We start from the raw sequence: 16,042 nt of genomic DNA, 5'->3' as shown, positions 1-16,042 counted from the left end.
CGTTTTACGGCATTGTAAAGAAAATTGTGTTTGGCGGGGCAGGATTGTATGGATCATGTGTGCGCCGCCCGCCATTGCGCCTTGCGCTGTTGCATGGCCGCAAATAGACGGGCGCGCGGTGGTAGAATCGCTGCCGCAACCCCAATCACACAGGACATCCCCATGACATTCGAATCCCGCCCGAGCGGCCGCGCCGTCGATGCGCTGCGCGCCATCCGCATCACCCGCCAGTACACCAAGCATGCCGAAGGCTCGGTGCTGATCGAGTGCGGCGACACCAAGGTCATCTGCACCGCCAGCATCGAAGACAAGGTGCCGGGTTTCCTGAAGGGCAAGGGCCAGGGCTGGTTGACGGCCGAGTACGGCATGCTGCCCCGCTCGACGCACACGCGCATGGACCGCGAAGCGGCGCGCGGCAAGCAGTCGGGCCGCACGCAGGAAATCCAGCGCCTGATCGGCCGATCGCTGCGCGCCGCCTTCGATCTGCAGGCATTCGGCGAACGCACCCTGCACCTCGATTGCGACGTGATCCAGGCCGACGGCGGCACGCGCACGGCCTCGATCACGGGCGCCATGGTGGCCGCGTATGACGCGTTTACCCAGTTGCAGGCGCGCGGCGCGATCACCGCCATCCCCGTGAAAAGCTTTGTCGCCGCCATCTCGGTGGGCGTCTACCAGGGCATGCCGGTGCTGGACCTCGATTACGTGGAAGACTCGGGCTGCGACACGGACATGAACGTGGTGATGACGGAAGCGGGCCACTTCATCGAAGTGCAGGGCACGGCGGAAGGCGCCGCTTTTGACCGCGCCGGCATGAACCGCTTGCTGGACCTGGCGCAGGGAGGCATCGCCGACCTGATCGCCATGCAGAAGCAAGCCCTCGGCATTTAATCTTTACACAGATTTACACATCGCCGCCCGCCGCGCCGGGCAACAAGCCCGCTTTTGCCGCCGTTGAGCGCGGCGGTGGGCCAAGGTGAGGGGAGCGCAAAAGGTTTACAATGTCGGCACTTCAACCGGACTACTGACATGACCCAACGCCTCATCCTCGCCTCCAACAACGCCGGCAAGCTCAAGGAATTCAACGAGCTGCTCTCGACCATCGGTTTTTCCGTCCACGCCCAGGGCGAGTATGACGTCCCGGAAAGCGACGAGCCGTTCCACACCTTCGTTGAAAACGCCCTGCAGAAGGCGCGCCACGCATCGCGCCTGACGGGCTTGCCGGCGCTGGCCGACGATTCCGGCGTGTGCGTCAATGCGCTCGGCGGCGCGCCGGGCGTGTACTCGGCCCGTTATGCGGGCGAGCCGAAATCGGATGCGGCCAACAGCGCCAAGCTGATCGCCGACCTCGAGGCGTATGCCGACAAGTCCGCGTATTACTACTGCGTGCTGGTGTACGTGCGCCATGCGGACGACCCGCAGCCCGTGATCGCCGACGGCCGCTGGAACGGCGAGATGATCGCCACCCCGCGCGGTGCGGGCGGCTTCGGCTACGATCCGCATTTCTTCCTTCCCGCGCTGGGCAAGTGCGCGGCCGAACTGACGTCCGATGAAAAGAACGCGCTGTCGCACCGTGGCCAGGCCCTGCGCGCGCTGGTGGAAAAGCTGCGATGATCCCGATCAAACTGGTGGGCGCCGTTGCCAAGTCGGCAGCCAAGCCCGGCGCCGCTCCCGCGCCGCAGGAAGGCATTTCCGGCGCGGCCGGGGCGGCCCTGAAATACCTGCAGCCGGGCGCGCTGAACCTGACTGCCCTGCCGCCGCTGTCGCTGTACATCCATTTCCCGTGGTGCGTGAAAAAATGCCCGTATTGCGACTTCAATTCGCACGAGGTGCGCGGCGACTTGCCAGAAGCCGAATACCTGGCGGCCCTGCGGCTGGACCTGGAAATGGCGCTGCCGCTGATCTGGGGCCGCAAGATCCACACGATTTTCATCGGCGGCGGCACGCCCAGCCTGATGTCGGCGGCGGGCCTGGACCGGCTGATGTCGGACGTGCGCACCCTGCTGCCACTGGAGCCCGATTGTGAAATCACCATGGAAGCCAACCCGGGCACCTTCGAAGCGGAAAAATTCAAGTCCTACCGGGCCAGCGGCATCAACCGTTTGTCGATCGGTATACAGAGCTTCAATGGCCGCCATTTGCAGGCGCTGGGGCGCATCCACGACGACAACGAGGCACGCCGCGCGGTGGAGATCGCGCATGCCAATTTCGACAATTTCAATCTCGACCTGATGTACGCGCTGCCCACGCAGACGCTGGACGAGGCGCGGCAGGACCTGGAAACGGCGCTGTCGTTCGCGCCGCCGCACCTGTCGCTGTACCACCTGACGCTGGAGCCGAACACCTTGTTCGCCAAGTATCCGCCCGTGCTGCCGGACGACGACGAGAGCGCCGACATTGCCGACATGGTGGCCGCGCGCGCCGCGCAGGCTGGCTACGGCCGCTATGAAGTGTCGGCCTATGCTCAGCCGGGCCGCCAGGCAAAGCACAACCGCAATTACTGGGAATTCGGCGATTATCTCGGCATTGGCGCGGGTGCGCATTCGAAGATATCGTTCCCGCACCGTGTGCTGCGCCAGGCCCGCTACAAGCAGCCGCGCGCCTACATGGACGCGGTACTGGCCGGCAACCCGGTGCAGGAAGAGCGCGAACTGGCGCGCGAGGAAATGGGTTTTGAATTCATGCTCAATACCCTGCGCCTGACGCAGGGTTTTGCGCCGAACCTGTTCGCCGAGCGCACGGGCCTGGCCCTCAACGCCATCGAGCAGCCACTGAATGCGGCCGAAGCGAAAGGCTTGCTGTACCGCGACCACCAGGTCATCCGCCCGACGGAACGGGGATTGTGCTTCCTGAACGACCTGCAGCAGATGTTCCTGGAAGATTAATGCGTGGTGACGGCGCGCAGGCGCTGCAGCTTGGCCGCATAGAGCGTGTGGTCGCTGCGCGTGGTGCTGCTGCTCATCGCCAGTTCCAGCTGCTTGCCGGCCTGCTCCAGCTGGCCCAGGCGCGCATAGGCTTGCGCCAGCCAGAAGTGGAACTCGTGGTAGTACGGGTCGCGCGCGATTTCACGTGAAAACAGCTGTATCGCCCGCACGTAATCATTTTGCTGCATGGCCGCCTTGCCCAGGTTGAAGTAGTGGAAAGGCGGCTGCGGCTGCAGCGCCAGCAGGCGCCGGCGCAGCGGCAGCGCTTCATTCTGCAGGCCGGACGCTTCCAGCGCCTGCGCCAGGTTCGACAGCAGCACCGTGTTGTCCGGCGCGCGCGTCAGCGCATGGGCGAACGTGCGCCGCGCTTGCGCCAGGTTGCCATGGCGGAACTGGACCACGCCCAGGGTGTTGTAGGCGCCGGTGAACGAGGGGTCCTGCAGCAGCGCTGCCCGGGCCCACCAATACGCCTGGTCCAGCTGGCCTTCGCTCATGCTTTCGGCGGCTCGGTTGTTCATGTACATGGCGAGCACGGTTGCTTCGTCGAGTTCCCGCGTGCGATAGCTGCCCATCTCCGCGGACGGCAGGAAATCGATCACCATCATGCCCTTGGCATCGTACCTGCCGGATTTGTCGTCCAGCCGCTGGCCCAGTACGAGGTTGACGTGGCCGGCGACAAAATACATGTCGCCGCTGCGGCTCCAGCTTTCTTCACCGAGCACCTCCTGGTAGCGCACCTGCAAGCCCATTTCATGCGCCAGCGCCGCCGTCATGATCACCAGCGACAGGCAGTTGCCCTGGCGCGCCGCGAACGTTTCGCGCGCATTGCGCGTCATGGCCGCATCGTATTCGAGTTTCAGCCTGCTCTTGTCGTACAGGGCGTCATACAGGGCCGCGCGGTCGTTCTTGTTGCGCGCCTCGCGCCGCACTTGTGTGCGCACATACTGGCGCATGGGCTCGTCGATAGCAAAGACCTGGCTGGCGTCGATGGCGGCGGCCGGGGCGAAATCGCTGTCGTTGAAGATGGGGGGCAGGCTGGCAGGCGGTGTGACGCTGCAGGCCGCCAAAACACAGCAGAGCAGGGCGGCGCCCAGGTGCTTGAAGCAAGGGGCGGAAACAAGATAGGGGCGCATGGTCTCTCCCTGGAGGCGCCGGCTGTCTCATGTCGCGGTGGCGCGCCAGTCCCACCTGAAACCAGTATCGGCGCGCCTGGCGCCGCTGTCAAATAGTTTCAAGCGCCTTGCCGCCGCCGGCACGGCGCTTGAAACTGTGCTTGAAAACCGGGTTTGAACCCCCGGGCTTAAAATTCTTCCCAGTCGTCGCCGGCGATGTGCGATGGCGTTTTGTGCGCCGCCGCACCGGCCGCCTTGGGTGCTGCCGGCTTGCCGGCCGTGGCCTGGGACTGGCGTGGCGCGAGTTTTTGCGTGCTGGCAATGGCGGCCTTGGCTGGCCGCGCGGCGCGCACGGGCGCCGCCGCGACGACGTGTTCGAGCTGGAAGCCGGCCGCCACTTGCGCCAGGCGCGCGGCCTGGTCCTGCATGCTTTCGGCCGCGGCGGCCGCTTCTTCCACCAGGGCCGCATTTTGCTGCGTTACCTGGTCCATCTGCGCGATGGCCTGGTTGACCTGGTCGATGCCCAGGCTTTGTTCGGCACTGGCGGCGGTGATCTCGGCCATGATGTCGGTCACCCTGCGCACGCTGTCGACCACTTCACCCATGGTGCTGCCCGCCTGCTGCACCAGCCGCGTGCCATTGTTGACCTGTTCCACCGAGTCGCCGATCAGGGTCTTGATTTCGCGCGCCGCCGCGGCCGAGCGCTGCGCCAGGCTGCGCACTTCCGTGGCGACGACGGCAAAGCCGCGTCCCTGCTCGCCGGCGCGCGCCGCTTCGACGGCCGCGTTCAAGGCCAGGATATTCGTCTGGAAGGCGATGCCGTCGATGACGCCGATGATGTCGACGATTTTCGTCGATGCCGTATCGATGGCGCCCATGGTGTCGACCACCTGGCTGACGATGCTGCCGCCCCGTTCGGCCACGCCGGACGCGGCCACCGCCATCTGGTTGGCCTGGCGCGCATTGTCCGCATTCTGCTTGACGGTGCTGGTCAGTTCTTCCATCGACGACGCCGTCTCTTCCAGCGAGCTGGCCTGCTGCTCCGTGCGCGCCGACAAATCCTGGTTGCCGGCGGCGATTTCGCCCGATGCCGTGGCGATCGCGTTGGTGCCCGTCTGCACTTCCGACACCACCTTGCGCAGCGCCTCGTTCATGCCGTGCAGCGCGCGCATCAGGTCGCCGATTTCATCGCTGGCGGCCTTGCCGAAATGCGTGCGCAAGTCGCCGTCGGCCACCGTTTCCGCCACTTTCACGGCAGCCTTCAACGGCTGCGTGATCGAGCGCGTGATCAGCCAGGCGCAGACGCTGCCCAGCGCCACCACCAGCACGCACAAGGTCAGCAGCAGGGTGAAGCTGCGCCCGTTGGCCGCCTCGATCGCGTGCGCCGTGGCGTCGATGGCCTGGCGCTGCTGCGACAGCAGGGCCTTGACGTTGTTCTGGTATTTGGCGGCGGCCGGCGCGAAGCTGTCGCGGTAGGTGCTTTCCGCCTGCGCCGCGTCGCCTGCCTTGCGCGCATTCATCACCAGGGTCTTGGCATCCTGGTACTTGACGCGCTCGGCGATGGACGATTTGAAGATGGCTTTTTCTTCGTCGCTGTCGAGCAGCGCCTCGATTTTCTTCAGCAGTTCGCTGCCCTGTTTGGTGCTGTCGGCGATGGTGTCGGCAAACACGCTGGACAGGGTTTCATCCGTGCTTTTGGCGATCATCGAGGTGCGCGCGATGGCCGAATAGATCAGCACGTACCAGTCCGATACGAGGCGTTCCTTGGCCAGCGGTTTTTCCATCATTTGCCGCGTCGCTTCGGCATTCACGTGGGCGCTGTACAGCGCGTACGAAGTGGAGATCACGGACAGCAGCAGCACCAGCGCGAAGCCTGCAGCCAGGCGCGTGCCGATACGAAAGTGGGAGAGGGCGTGCATGGTTGGAGCTCCTGTCGCAGAGGGGATTTAATTGCCTGTGCGACATAGTATGCACTGAGAAGTGACCAAGAGGCGAGCGAAACGCGCGCTTGTTTTGGCGTCTGTTGCAGCCACGCCCGTGCTACAGATCGCCCGCCTGGCGCAAGTCCGGCTGCTCGGCCCAGCGGGCGAAGGCGGCCGCCATGCGCTCGCTTTCCGCGATGGCGCGGCGCCAGTCGCGCATGCGCGCCGCGTGGTCCTGCCCGTAATGGGGGAAGTCGCGCCGGTCCGGCAGTTTTCCATTGGGCAGGCTGGCCACGAAGGCGGGCGAGGGCGAGACGAGGATCATGTTGTCGAGTGCGCTATCGCCGCTGCGCGCGCGGCGCCAGGGCATGGCCTTGTCCAGCCAGCCCGGCACGATATGGTCGGCAAAATGCGGATACAGCACGAGGTCCGGTTCGCGCTGGTAGGGCAGGTGCAAATGGTAGTCGACCAGGCCGCCGTCCCAGTAGCGCCCGGGTGGCGCGCCGGCGATGTCCGTGACCGCATCGAGCACCAGCGGAATGGAGCCGGAGGCCAGCAGCGCGTCGCGCAGGTTGTCTTGCGCCAGCGGCACGAAGTGGGAATGAAAGGCGTCGAAGCGCGAACGCAGCCAGCTGGCGCCGTCCGGTCCGGCATGGAACACGGTGCGCTCCAGCGAGGCGGCCAGGCGCGCGCGCGCCACGGCGTTGCCGGCGGCCGCCAGCAGGAAGCCGCGCCGGTCGCGCCATTTGCCCGGCTGTGCCAGCGTGCCGATGCCGCGTACGGCCAGCACCGACAGGCTATGGCGTTCGTGCCGCAGCAGCTGCGCATCCTGGCCATCGAGGACGGCGTCGAGCAGGGCGCGGCAGGTGCGGCTGACGTGCGCCGCCTCGGGTTTGTCGGGATAGCGCTGGCCCACGTATTCGCGCACCAGGCGGCGCTGCGCGGCGACAGGGTCGGGGAACACGGCGGCGGCCATGCGCCAGGCGCCGATCGAGGCGCCGACGAACTGGCGCGGACGCGGCGCTTGCGGCAGGAAGTGGCCGAACAGCCAGCAATCGAGCTGGTGCAGGATCAAGCCTTTCGGCCCGCCTGCGGCGGCAGGAACGATGGCGATATCGCTGGCGCGCACCCCGTTGTCGGCGATGCGCGCCCGGGCGCGGCGGCCCAGGCGGATAGTGATCGGTGATTGCATGAGTAGTCGTTGGCGGCCTGTAGCCAGGTATTTTACCGCCAGCGTGGCGCCACGACACAGTCGCGCTCGCTATAGTCCCATTGTTAGTATTAATAAATTTCTTTAAGGCAACCATTCTCTTGAGAAATGTTGCATAATATTGGACGTTGAATTTTTGGCATGTGCCAAGGATTCCTTATGTCTTGCTTTTTTTATTGGAATCATATGCAACTGAATCACGCTTTTGTTCTGACCCTGATCGCCGCTTCGCTTGCCGCTTGCGGTGGTGGTGGTTCCTCTTCCCCATCCGACACGTCGGTTGCCGTGAACACGGCCAAGCCTGCCGATCCGGTGGCGCCCGTCGTTCCTGTCGTTCCTGTCGTTCCCACGGTGCCAGCGGCCACCGGCGAAAACACGGGTAGTGTCAGCGCCCGTTTCGTCAATGGCGACAATAGCCGCTTCATCTTTACGGCTATCGGCTTGCAGAGCAGTGGCAAGGCCAGCCTGCTGGTCCAGGATACCTCCGGCGCCTTGAGCAATATCGGCAGCATCGTGCTGACGGGCAACCCGTCCGTGACGCGCGAAATCAGCGGCGACGCGGCTTTTGCGCAGGGACGCTGGTTCAAGGGCTCGTTCAGCAACAGTACTGGTGCCACGACGTTGACCGGCAACAATGCCAGCGCGCATTACGTCGCCTACAACGTGCTCGCCGCATTGCCAGCGACCGGCACGTTCACTTGCGATGCCGGCACGTTCACGGCGCCAAGCTATACGGGCGGTACGAACATCTCGTCGAGCGGCTACTTCGGCACTGCCAGCGGCACTGCCAGCATGTCCTTCGATGCCTCCGGCGCGAAAATAGCGCTGGCCATCGACGCCAGCGCTGGCGGCAGCACGGGCAAAGTATCGGCTTCGACGACCATCGCTTCGCCAGGTTCCAGCAGCATCACTGGCGGCTACCTGTCGAACGGCACGGGCGCGCAGCTGATGCTGGGCGACGGCGGCACCGGCCGCTATCTGCTGATCGCCGCCTACAAGGCGCAGCTGGCGAATGGCGCCAATTACCAGGGCGTGGCCACGTTCCGCTGCTCCTGATCGCACGGGCATGAAAAAAGCGGCGCCGTGCAATGCACGGCGCCGCTCTTTTTCGTCCGTCGCGATTGCCGCGATTAACGCAGCGCCGCGATCATCTGTTTCAGCTTGCCGGAATCGATGCAGAAGGCGCGGATGCCTTCGGCCAGTTTTTCCGTCGCCATCGCGTCTTCATTCATCATGAAGCGGAAGGCTTCTTCGTTCAGCGACATTTGCACGATGCTGGTCGATGGCGCCGCTTCGGCGCTCAGCTTGCGTTCCACCGGCGCATCGCTGTCGGCCAGTTTTTGCAGCAGGTCGGGGCTGATGGTGAGCAGGTCGCAGCCGGCCAGTTCGAGGATTTGCGACGTGTTGCGGAAGCTCGCGCCCATCACCTCGGTCTTGTAGCCGAATTTGCGGTAGTAGTTGTAGATGCGGCGGACCGATTGCACGCCCGGGTCTTCCGCGCCCATGTAATCGATACCCGTCGATTTCTTGTACCAGTCGTAGATGCGGCCGACGAACGGCGAAATGAGCTGGGCGCCCGCTTCGGCGCAGGCAATCGCCTGGGCCAGCGAGAACAGCAGGGTCATGTTGCAGCGGATGCCTTCCTTTTCCAGGATGGCGGCGGCGCGGATGCCTTCCCAGGTGGAGGCGATCTTGATCAGCACGCGCTCGCGCGGAATGCCGGCATTCGAATACAGGGCGATCAGGTCGCGGCCCTTGGCGACCGTGCCTTCCGTGTCGAACGACAGGCGCGCATCGACTTCGGTGGAGACGCGGCCGGGGATGGTTTGCAGGATTTCCACGCCAAAGGCGATCAGCAGGCGGTCGATGATTTCGGCGGTCGAGGCGTTCGGATGGTCGCGCACGGCCTTTTCCAGCAGCGGCTTGTATTCATCCTTTTGCACGGCCTTCAGGATCAGCGACGGATTCGTCGTCGCATCGCGCGGCGTGTATGCCTGGATCGATTGGAAGTCGCCGGTGTCGGCCACCACGGTAGTAAATTGCTTCAGTTGTTCGAGTTGGTTCATGGCTGCACGGGAAAGAGTGAATGGGCTTGCCGGGCTATTGTACCGAATTCACTGCCTGAAGCATCGACTATTGGTTTGCCCGCGCACTACTTACTCAATTGAATCTTGCTTTTTTGAGAACTCGCGCATAATTGCCTGGACTTGTTTATTTTGTACATTGTTTTAATAAGCAATGTGCGATGCCACTCTCCAGATGAAGAGCATCTTTTGACACAAGATATCGTTAGCGCGGTAGCCGCCTTCAACGGCGCGACACGCCTGTATGCATTGTCCATCGGCGACGATGGACAGGACAGCGGCTTGCTGGTCGAAGCCTTTGCCGCCGACGAACGGCTGCAGGAGGTGGGCGCGCGCGACATCATCGCCTTGTCCACCAGCGCCCATGTGGCGCTGGCGTCGCTGCTGGGCCAGCCTGCCAGCCTGCATATCAGCCTGGCGGACGGCACGCGCACCCCATTTTCCGGCTATATCAGCGCCGCCGCCACGCTGGGCAGCAATGGCGGCCTGGCGCGCTACCGGCTGCGTATCACCCCATGGCTGTGGCTGCTGACCCAGGCGCGTAACAGCCGCGTCTGGCAAGACCGCAGCGTGACGGCCATCGTCGACGAGGTCTTGCAGGCGTATGCGCCGTACGCGCTGTGGCGCTGGAGCGACGAGGTGGCGTCATTCATGCAGGAGGCGGGCGAACGCAGCTATTGCTGCCAGTACCGGGAATCGGACTACGATTTCGTGCGCCGCCTGCTGACGGAAGAAGGGCTGGCCTGGCGGTTTGACGGTCAGGCCATGATCGTCTTTGCCGACAGCAGCCAGGCGTGCGCCACGCCCGAGGACGCCAGCAGCGCGCAGGGCGGCGGCTTGCGCTTTCATGGCGCGCGCGTCGGCGAGCCGGGCGACAGCGTGCAGGCCTTGAGCGCGCGGCGCAGCCTGCAGGTGGGCCTGAGCAGCGTACTCAGCTATGACTACAAGGCGAAAAAGGCCGTGGCCGCCAGCGTGCCGACCAACACGGTGCTCGGCGGCAAGCATGCGCCGGTGCTGGAAAGCTACGATACGCCTGGCCAGTACTGGTACGCCAGCGCCGCCCAGGCGCAGCGCTATGCGCAGTTGCAGATGCAGGCGCATGAAGCGCGCGCCCAGCTGTGGCAAGCCCGCTCGACCGTGCGCACCCTGCGCGCCGGCACGCGTTTTACCCTGACGCAGGGACCATTGCCGCCCGCCGATGGCGCCGCACCCGAGTATGTCGTGCTGCGCGTGGCCAGCATCGGCGTCAACAACCTGCCGGCGCCGGCACTGGAGGGATTGGCGGAACTGTTCGGCCCGATACCGGAATTGCTGGAGGAAACCGTGGCGCAGTGGGGCGACGGTTTTCCCGATGTCGCCGCCGCGATCGCGCAGGCGCAAGCCAGCGGTTACGCCAACTGCATCGAGATGATCACAGTAAGCACGCCGTGGCGTCCGCTGCAGGATGGCAACGATGCGCGCCAGCATGCCACGCCGACGGCCCTGGGCAGCCAGAGCGCCATCGTCGTGGGAGCCGATGGCCAGGACGCGGCCAGCGGCGCCGATGAGATTTATTGCGACAGGCTGGGCCGGGTGCGCATCCGCTTTCACTGGCAACAGGAAACGGCCGCGACCTGCTGGGTGCGCGTGGCGCAGCGCGCGGCCGGCGGCGGCATGGGCAGCCAGTTCCTGCCGCGCATCGGCCAGGAAGTGCTGGTGCAATTTTTGGAAAACGATATCGACCGGCCCGTCATCATCGGCGCGCTGTACAACGGCCAGGGCGAGGGCGGTACCAAACCGACCCCGGGCGGCATCGGTGGCGAGCCTGGCGACGCCGGCGTGTTCCAGCCGGCACACGATCATGCGGTAGCGGGTCAGGGCAATCTGGCGGGCGGCAACAGTCCGCTGTGGCACGGGGCATCCGCCGCTAGCGCCGGCCATCGCAATGCCAGCGCGCAGTGGGGCATCCGCAGCAAGGAGTTCGGCAAGGCTGGAGGAGCGGCGGGCTACAACCAGCTGCTGTTCGACGACACCGACAGCCAGGGCCGGGTGCAGCTGAAAAGCAGCCATGCGGCCAGCGAACTCACTCTTGGCCACCTGATCCATGGCGCCGACAATTACCGGGGCAGCCTGCGCGGCGCCGGCGCCGAGCTGCGCACCGATGCGTATGGCGCGGTGCGGGCGGGCGCCGGGCTCCTGATTTCCAGCTACCTCGTCAACCACGACGCGCGGGCACGCGACCCGGCCGGCGACAATGCGCCCGGCATGGCGCTGCTCAAGCAGGCGGCCAAGCTGGGCGAGACTTTCAGCGAGGCGGCCGTCACGCATCAGGGGGTGGCCTATGCGGGGCACTTGGGGGCGACGGCGCCTGGCAGCAGTGTGCTCGATGCCAAGGCCGCGCCGTTGTCGGCATTCTTGACCAGTGCCTCGGGCATGCTGAGCCGCGACAGCGCGGACGCCGCCAGGAGCGACGCGGCCGGCAAGCCCACGGCGCCGGCTGACGACAAGCTGCCGCACAGCAGCGACGCCATCATCGCGGTGGCGGCCAAGGCGGGCCTGGGCGTGGTGGCGGGCCAGGATATGCAACTGGCCAACGGCGAAACGGCAACACTGATGAGCGGGCTCGATACGCAGTTCGCCAGCGGCGGCCAATGGCGATTGCACACGGGCCAGGCGATCGGCATGCTGGGCGGCGTCGTCAAGCCGGGCGAGGGCGAGCTGGGCGTCCAGCTGGTGGCGGCCAGCCAGCCCATCGAGGTGCAGGCCCAGTCCGACGAGATCAAGGTGCAGGCGCGCGAAGAGGTCAATGTCGCCAGCGCCAACGCGCACGTCGACTGGGCGGCGGCGAAAAGCATCCGCCTGTCGACGGCGGGCGGCGCCAACATCACGATCGAGGGCGGCAACATCACGATCCAGTGCCCGGGCAAGATCACCGTGTTTGCGGGCAGGAAGAGTTTTATCGGGCCGGAGCGGCTGACTTATCCGTTGCCCAGATTCTCCCGTTCCATATGTAAACGATGCAGGCGTAGCGCAGCCGAATCAGGTTCGCCTTTTTCCATGGTGGAAGAGTGAATAGCCAAAAACAACAGTTAGAGGAGCATGACTAAGTGGATATTAATATGTTTCCTTCTGACTGGAAAGTGTCATTGCACACGCGCTTGCAGGCGTTTCGCCGTCAGTTTCCCGAGGCGCACATTTATGCGTTGATCGATGGTGTTTTTGACGAGTCGTGTTATCCATTGCTTAAGCGCACGCAGCATCTGCGATATGAGGCGTTGTTTTCCGGTGCGCCAGGTGCGAATGAAGAAACTTTGTCCATCTCGCCGCTGCTTGTTGAATTTGACGATACAGCTCGTTTTACTTGGGAACGACTACTTGAAAAAACCAATGGTCATCCGGCGCTCAGCCTGATTGTCACGCCGGAGCCGTTGCAACAACTGGCTGCCCGTTTGGCATCATGGTGCATCGTCGATGCCGCAGACTATACGGTGGCGTTGTCGTTTGCCGATACCCGCATTTTGCCGCCGCTTTTCAATATATTGACGGCGCAGCAGTTGGGCCAGTTTTGCGGGCCGGCACACCATTGGCAATACGTCACGCGCAAAGCCGACTGGAGTGATTTGACCTTGCCTGGTGAAGCGCTACCGGCGGCGCTTGGTATATCGTTAAGTGAGCAGCAATGCGCTCAACTGATGCGGGCGGCGGAAGGCGACGGCATCTTGTTTCAAGTGCGCGCAACCAGTCCTCGCTTGCTGGAACCACATACTGCCGAACATGCCCATGCCCTGATCGAATATTGGCTGGGTTGTGCCGATCATGCGCGGCTCGAAACACCGCCAGATCGATTTGACGTATGCATATTTGGCCTCGAAAACCCAGGTCTGCAAACACGGCCGCAAATTGCGTCCTGGCTAGCAGAGCCTGCTAGGGCGCAAACACCCGATTCATTGTTTGAACTCTGGATGGCAGAGCAATCCTCTGCTGATGTGCCGACCTTATCAGTGGAGGCAAAGTCATGATTATCTTGTTCAGGCAGTGGCTGTGGCGAGGTATCTTGCTGGCCGCATGTTTGCCCGGCGTTGCCATGGCCGCGAGCATTCAGGCGCTGAATTATTCTTCGCGCGAAGTCAATTACATCGCGGTTGAAAATCCGGGCAATACCAACAGCGGCGGCGGTGGCGATGCGATCGATCCTTATGGCCAAGGCGGCACGATATGCTGTTTCAGCGTGCCGGAAAAATGGCATGCGGATTTGAAGGTCGTGGTGGTCTATCAGTTTTATCCAGACCCGACCCTGCATCGCGAGACAGTCAGCATCCCGCCGTATCCGGATGGGAAGGCGGGCGATATCTGGCTGATCGTCTATGAAGATGGCAGCGTGGGGGCCGTGGTATCGCATTACGGACCAAGTCGGCCGGAATGGCCGGGGAAAATCAAGGGGTATCCGGTACCGACGAAGGAGTATCGGGATGAGCGTCGCAAGGATAAACTAAAGAGAGAGAGAAATACGCTCGATTTTTTGGAGAAAAGATTACTGCGTGACTTTTATACATTATCAGATGAAAAGATAAAAGAGAAAAAAGAAATTATTGAATTTCAAAAAAAAATTGTCCAGAGTTTAGAGGGAGATGTGAGATGACAGCTTTTTTAGCCGAAAACTATTCTGTTGATAAAACTGATCCATCTGACAAAGACCGTTTTTTTGACGGCGCTAATGAAATGGATGAAATTATAGAATTTATAAAGAAGCGTGAATGCCCACTTCCAGGTTTTCCTCCACCATGTGATGTCAATCTGTTTTTCGGTTTCTTCTTTGACGGCACCAACAATAATATGAAGCGGGATGTGCCGCTTCATTGTCACAGCAACGTGGCGCGCTTGTACCGTGCATTTCCCGGCGGTAAAGATACGCATGGCAGCGAGGCCTGGCCGGACTTGGAAACAAAATACCACAACAGTTACTTTCGCACCTATGTTCCCGGAGTGGGAACACGTTTCGACGAGGTTGGCGATACGGGCGAGGGATTTAGCGCTCTCACCAGCGACCGGGCGCGCGGCCTGGCCTTCGCTTACAAGGGAGAGAATCGCATCATCTGGGCATTGGTGGAGGCACTCAATAATGTGCACAGATATTATACGGATGCTCCCTTGGTGGATGACAAGACGTTTAAACAAGACTTCAATACGCTCAGTTTACCCAGTAAAGTGCGGCCTTCACAGGCGCTGGTGAACGCTTTTACGCAGGCCTTGCAAAAGTTGCACAGCAATTTGCGATCATTTGTGCCAACCGATGGGCCTGCGAAAAGCGTTAATAAAGGCAGGGTGCTCAATATCTTCGTGTCGATGTTCGGTTTCTCGCGTGGCGCGGCCGAAGCGCGCTCGTTTGCCAACTGGTTTATCTGGTTATGCAAGCTCGATGCGCAACTGACCGTTAGCAAAGGCGTCAAGGCTCGCCAGTTAAGTATGGGCACTATCGAGGTGACGTTTGACTTTATGGGCCTGTTCGATACCGTCGCTTCGGTTGGCTTGGCGGCTTCAGTGCCCCTCCCGAACAGGATGGTGGACGGACATGGTGGCTGGGCCGACACCGAAGTGTCGCTCAGAATACCCACATCACCGGGGCCAACCAAGTGCCTGCATCTGGTGTCGGCGCATGAAGTACGCCGGTCTTTTCCCTTGGACTCCGTTGCTCACCTGGGCAATATTCCCCCTAATTGCACTGAAATTGTTTTCCCCGGTGTTCATTCGGACATCGGAGGCGGCTATTTACCGCAAGAACAAGGGCGCGGTACAGATCCAAGCGGAGGTGACTTGATGTCGCGCATTACCTTGGCCACGATGTACCGGGCGGCGCGCCTGGCTGGGGTGCCGCTGAAGCTGGAAGAGGCCAGTGAAGCGACGAAGCGGGCCTTTCGCATCGATCCGCGCACAATAGCCACCTTCAATGCCTATATCGGCTTTTGCCATGCGCAGCAAGGAGCTGAGCCATCATTGCGGCTACATAGGATTATGGAATTCCAGCACATGCTGTACATACAGTGGCGCAAGAAAATGCTTGGCAAGATGGGAGATTTGCCGAATGTCAAGAATTTGGCAGCCACCTATAAAAGCGGGAAATTCGATTTTACTGATCTCACGATGGCGGACAAGGAGTTGGAGGAAGAGGTTGCGAGCTTTGAAAAATGGCGCACCGATCAGCGCACGACTGGCAGTAGAGGGCGGCCCCGTAATCCCGAATGGGAACCTATCGCCGAATTTTGGGATAAGCCGGTACCACCCGCCGAAGTAAACAACTTTTTTGAACAGTTCGTGCATGACTCGCGTGCGTGGTTCAAACCGTTGGGGAAAGACATTCCTGACTTGTGGTACGCGCTGGAATTGCTTGTGGCTCAGGAAGAGCGAGCCCGTGAATGGGAGAACGGTCCGGAGGCAGACCCTGGGAAGCCCAATCCCTATAGTTTGAGCAAGAAGGAAAAAGAGCAATTGCTGCGATACAAAGCTGTCAAAGGTACCGAAAACGAAATGGATGCGATCGAGCCGGACAAGGGCGGACGCGAGAACAGACTTTTGGGAGGTGGCTATTTGCGTTTCCGGTCAATTTACATGGGATCGGATACCTTCAAGCCGTCAGGCGCTCAGTATGCGGGCATGCTGCCTGTTTTGCACAAGGAACAGCGCATTATCGCGATGGCCCATCATATATCTGCCGATGCCGTGGAGTCGCTGAAGATGGTGTAAGTCAAATGCCAATCCATTGAGCTACCCGTGCACCGGGTCGATAGCCGCACATTGCCGGCCTTGGTGGCAGCCT

General features: G+C 62.2%; 12 protein-coding genes. 8 read left to right on the top strand and 4 right to left on the bottom strand.

The window, feature by feature from the left end; genetic code table 11:
* Positions 1 to 162 precede the first annotated feature (162 nt).
* The 3 genes from rph (at position 163) to hemW (ending at position 2,885) form a co-directional block, all read left to right on the top strand.
* Positions 163 to 891 carry a ribonuclease PH gene (gene rph, locus KO538_RS04975; protein ID WP_102294882.1) on the top strand — a complete coding sequence of 243 codons (729 nt, stop codon included), beginning with the start codon at positions 163 to 165 and terminating at the stop codon, positions 889 to 891.
* 138 nt (positions 892 to 1,029) lie between these two features.
* Entirely contained in the window at positions 1,030 to 1,614 is a 585-nt protein-coding gene (gene rdgB / locus KO538_RS04970) for an RdgB/HAM1 family non-canonical purine NTP pyrophosphatase (protein ID WP_219327622.1), read from the top strand.
* Positions 1,611 to 2,885, top strand: coding sequence for a radical SAM family heme chaperone HemW (hemW, locus tag KO538_RS04965; RefSeq protein WP_034753981.1), 1,275 nt, complete (start codon positions 1,611 to 1,613; stop codon positions 2,883 to 2,885). Before rdgB ends, hemW begins: the two co-directional genes overlap by 4 nt.
* On the opposite strand, the gene KO538_RS04960 is transcribed toward hemW, so the two are convergent.
* The 3 genes from KO538_RS04960 to KO538_RS04950 all read right to left on the bottom strand — a co-directional run bounded on the left by KO538_RS04960 (position 2,882) and on the right by KO538_RS04950 (position 7,150).
* A complete protein-coding gene (locus KO538_RS04960; protein WP_219327621.1) occupies positions 2,882 to 4,057 on the bottom strand; it encodes a tetratricopeptide repeat protein in 1,176 nt (391 codons plus the stop codon). The two genes, hemW and KO538_RS04960, sit on opposite strands and share 4 nt — an antisense overlap.
* 167 nt (positions 4,058 to 4,224) lie before the next feature.
* Positions 4,225 to 5,955 (bottom strand): methyl-accepting chemotaxis protein, encoded by a 1,731-nt coding sequence (locus tag KO538_RS04955; RefSeq protein ID WP_219327620.1) that lies wholly within the window; start codon positions 5,953 to 5,955, stop codon positions 4,225 to 4,227.
* 121 nt (positions 5,956 to 6,076) lie between these two features.
* Positions 6,077 to 7,150, bottom strand: coding sequence for a patatin-like phospholipase family protein (locus tag KO538_RS04950; protein WP_219327619.1), 1,074 nt, complete (start codon positions 7,148 to 7,150; stop codon positions 6,077 to 6,079).
* Between the two features lie 204 nt (positions 7,151 to 7,354).
* Between KO538_RS04950 and KO538_RS04945 the strand changes: the two genes are divergently transcribed.
* Entirely contained in the window at positions 7,355 to 8,224 is an 870-nt protein-coding gene (locus KO538_RS04945; protein WP_219327618.1) for a hypothetical protein, read from the top strand.
* A gap of 74 nt (positions 8,225 to 8,298) precedes the next feature.
* Here KO538_RS04945 and tal read toward each other — a convergent pair whose 3' ends face one another.
* The gene (tal, locus tag KO538_RS04940) at positions 8,299 to 9,234 is read right to left on the bottom strand and encodes a transaldolase (protein ID WP_219327617.1); all 936 of its coding nucleotides are present in this window, start codon (positions 9,232 to 9,234) and stop codon (positions 8,299 to 8,301) included.
* 207 nt (positions 9,235 to 9,441) lie between these two features.
* Between tal and KO538_RS04935 the strand changes: the two genes are divergently transcribed.
* The 4 genes from KO538_RS04935 to KO538_RS04920 are packed head-to-tail and all read left to right on the top strand — an operon-like array spanning position 9,442 to position 15,969.
* Entirely contained in the window at positions 9,442 to 12,303 is a 2,862-nt protein-coding gene (locus KO538_RS04935; RefSeq protein WP_219327616.1) for a type VI secretion system Vgr family protein, read from the top strand.
* Between the two features lie 47 nt (positions 12,304 to 12,350).
* Positions 12,351 to 13,250, top strand: a complete 900-nt coding sequence (locus tag KO538_RS04930) for a DUF4123 domain-containing protein (RefSeq protein ID WP_219327615.1) — start codon at positions 12,351 to 12,353, stop codon at positions 13,248 to 13,250.
* Entirely contained in the window at positions 13,247 to 13,870 is a 624-nt protein-coding gene (locus KO538_RS04925; RefSeq protein ID WP_219327614.1) for a DUF3304 domain-containing protein, read from the top strand. The genes KO538_RS04930 and KO538_RS04925 overlap by 4 nt, the downstream gene beginning before the upstream one ends.
* Positions 13,867 to 15,969 carry a DUF2235 domain-containing protein gene (locus tag KO538_RS04920; RefSeq protein ID WP_219327613.1) on the top strand — a complete coding sequence of 701 codons (2,103 nt, stop codon included), beginning with the start codon at positions 13,867 to 13,869 and terminating at the stop codon, positions 15,967 to 15,969. Before KO538_RS04925 ends, KO538_RS04920 begins: the two co-directional genes overlap by 4 nt.
* The last annotated feature ends 73 nt before the right edge of the window (positions 15,970 to 16,042 follow it).

Source organism: Janthinobacterium sp. NKUCC08_JDC, assembly GCF_019345575.1.
In the GTDB taxonomy this organism is placed as follows: domain Bacteria; phylum Pseudomonadota; class Gammaproteobacteria; order Burkholderiales; family Burkholderiaceae_D; genus Janthinobacterium; species Janthinobacterium aestuarii.
The sequence above is the reverse complement of the archived record's forward strand: the minus strand, read 5'-3'. Positions and strand labels throughout refer to the sequence as shown.

Bases quoted from the DNA above. Each gene is read 5' to 3' on its own strand.
- rph (WP_102294882.1), top strand. From the start codon at position 163: ATGACATTCGAATCCCGCCCGAGCGGCCGCGCCGTCGATGCGCTGCGC.
- rdgB (WP_219327622.1), top strand. From the start codon at position 1,030: ATGACCCAACGCCTCATCCTCGCCTCCAACAACGCCGGCAAGCTCAAG.
- hemW (WP_034753981.1), top strand. From the start codon at position 1,611: ATGATCCCGATCAAACTGGTGGGCGCCGTTGCCAAGTCGGCAGCCAAG.
- KO538_RS04960 (WP_219327621.1), bottom strand. From the start codon at position 4,057: ATGCGCCCCTATCTTGTTTCCGCCCCTTGCTTCAAGCACCTGGGCGCC.
- KO538_RS04955 (WP_219327620.1), bottom strand. From the start codon at position 5,955: ATGCACGCCCTCTCCCACTTTCGTATCGGCACGCGCCTGGCTGCAGGC.
- KO538_RS04950 (WP_219327619.1), bottom strand. From the start codon at position 7,150: ATGCAATCACCGATCACTATCCGCCTGGGCCGCCGCGCCCGGGCGCGC.
- KO538_RS04945 (WP_219327618.1), top strand. From the start codon at position 7,355: ATGCAACTGAATCACGCTTTTGTTCTGACCCTGATCGCCGCTTCGCTT.
- tal (WP_219327617.1), bottom strand. From the start codon at position 9,234: ATGAACCAACTCGAACAACTGAAGCAATTTACTACCGTGGTGGCCGAC.
- KO538_RS04930 (WP_219327615.1), top strand. From the start codon at position 12,351: ATGTTTCCTTCTGACTGGAAAGTGTCATTGCACACGCGCTTGCAGGCG.
- KO538_RS04925 (WP_219327614.1), top strand. From the start codon at position 13,247: ATGATTATCTTGTTCAGGCAGTGGCTGTGGCGAGGTATCTTGCTGGCC.
- KO538_RS04920 (WP_219327613.1), top strand. From the start codon at position 13,867: ATGACAGCTTTTTTAGCCGAAAACTATTCTGTTGATAAAACTGATCCA.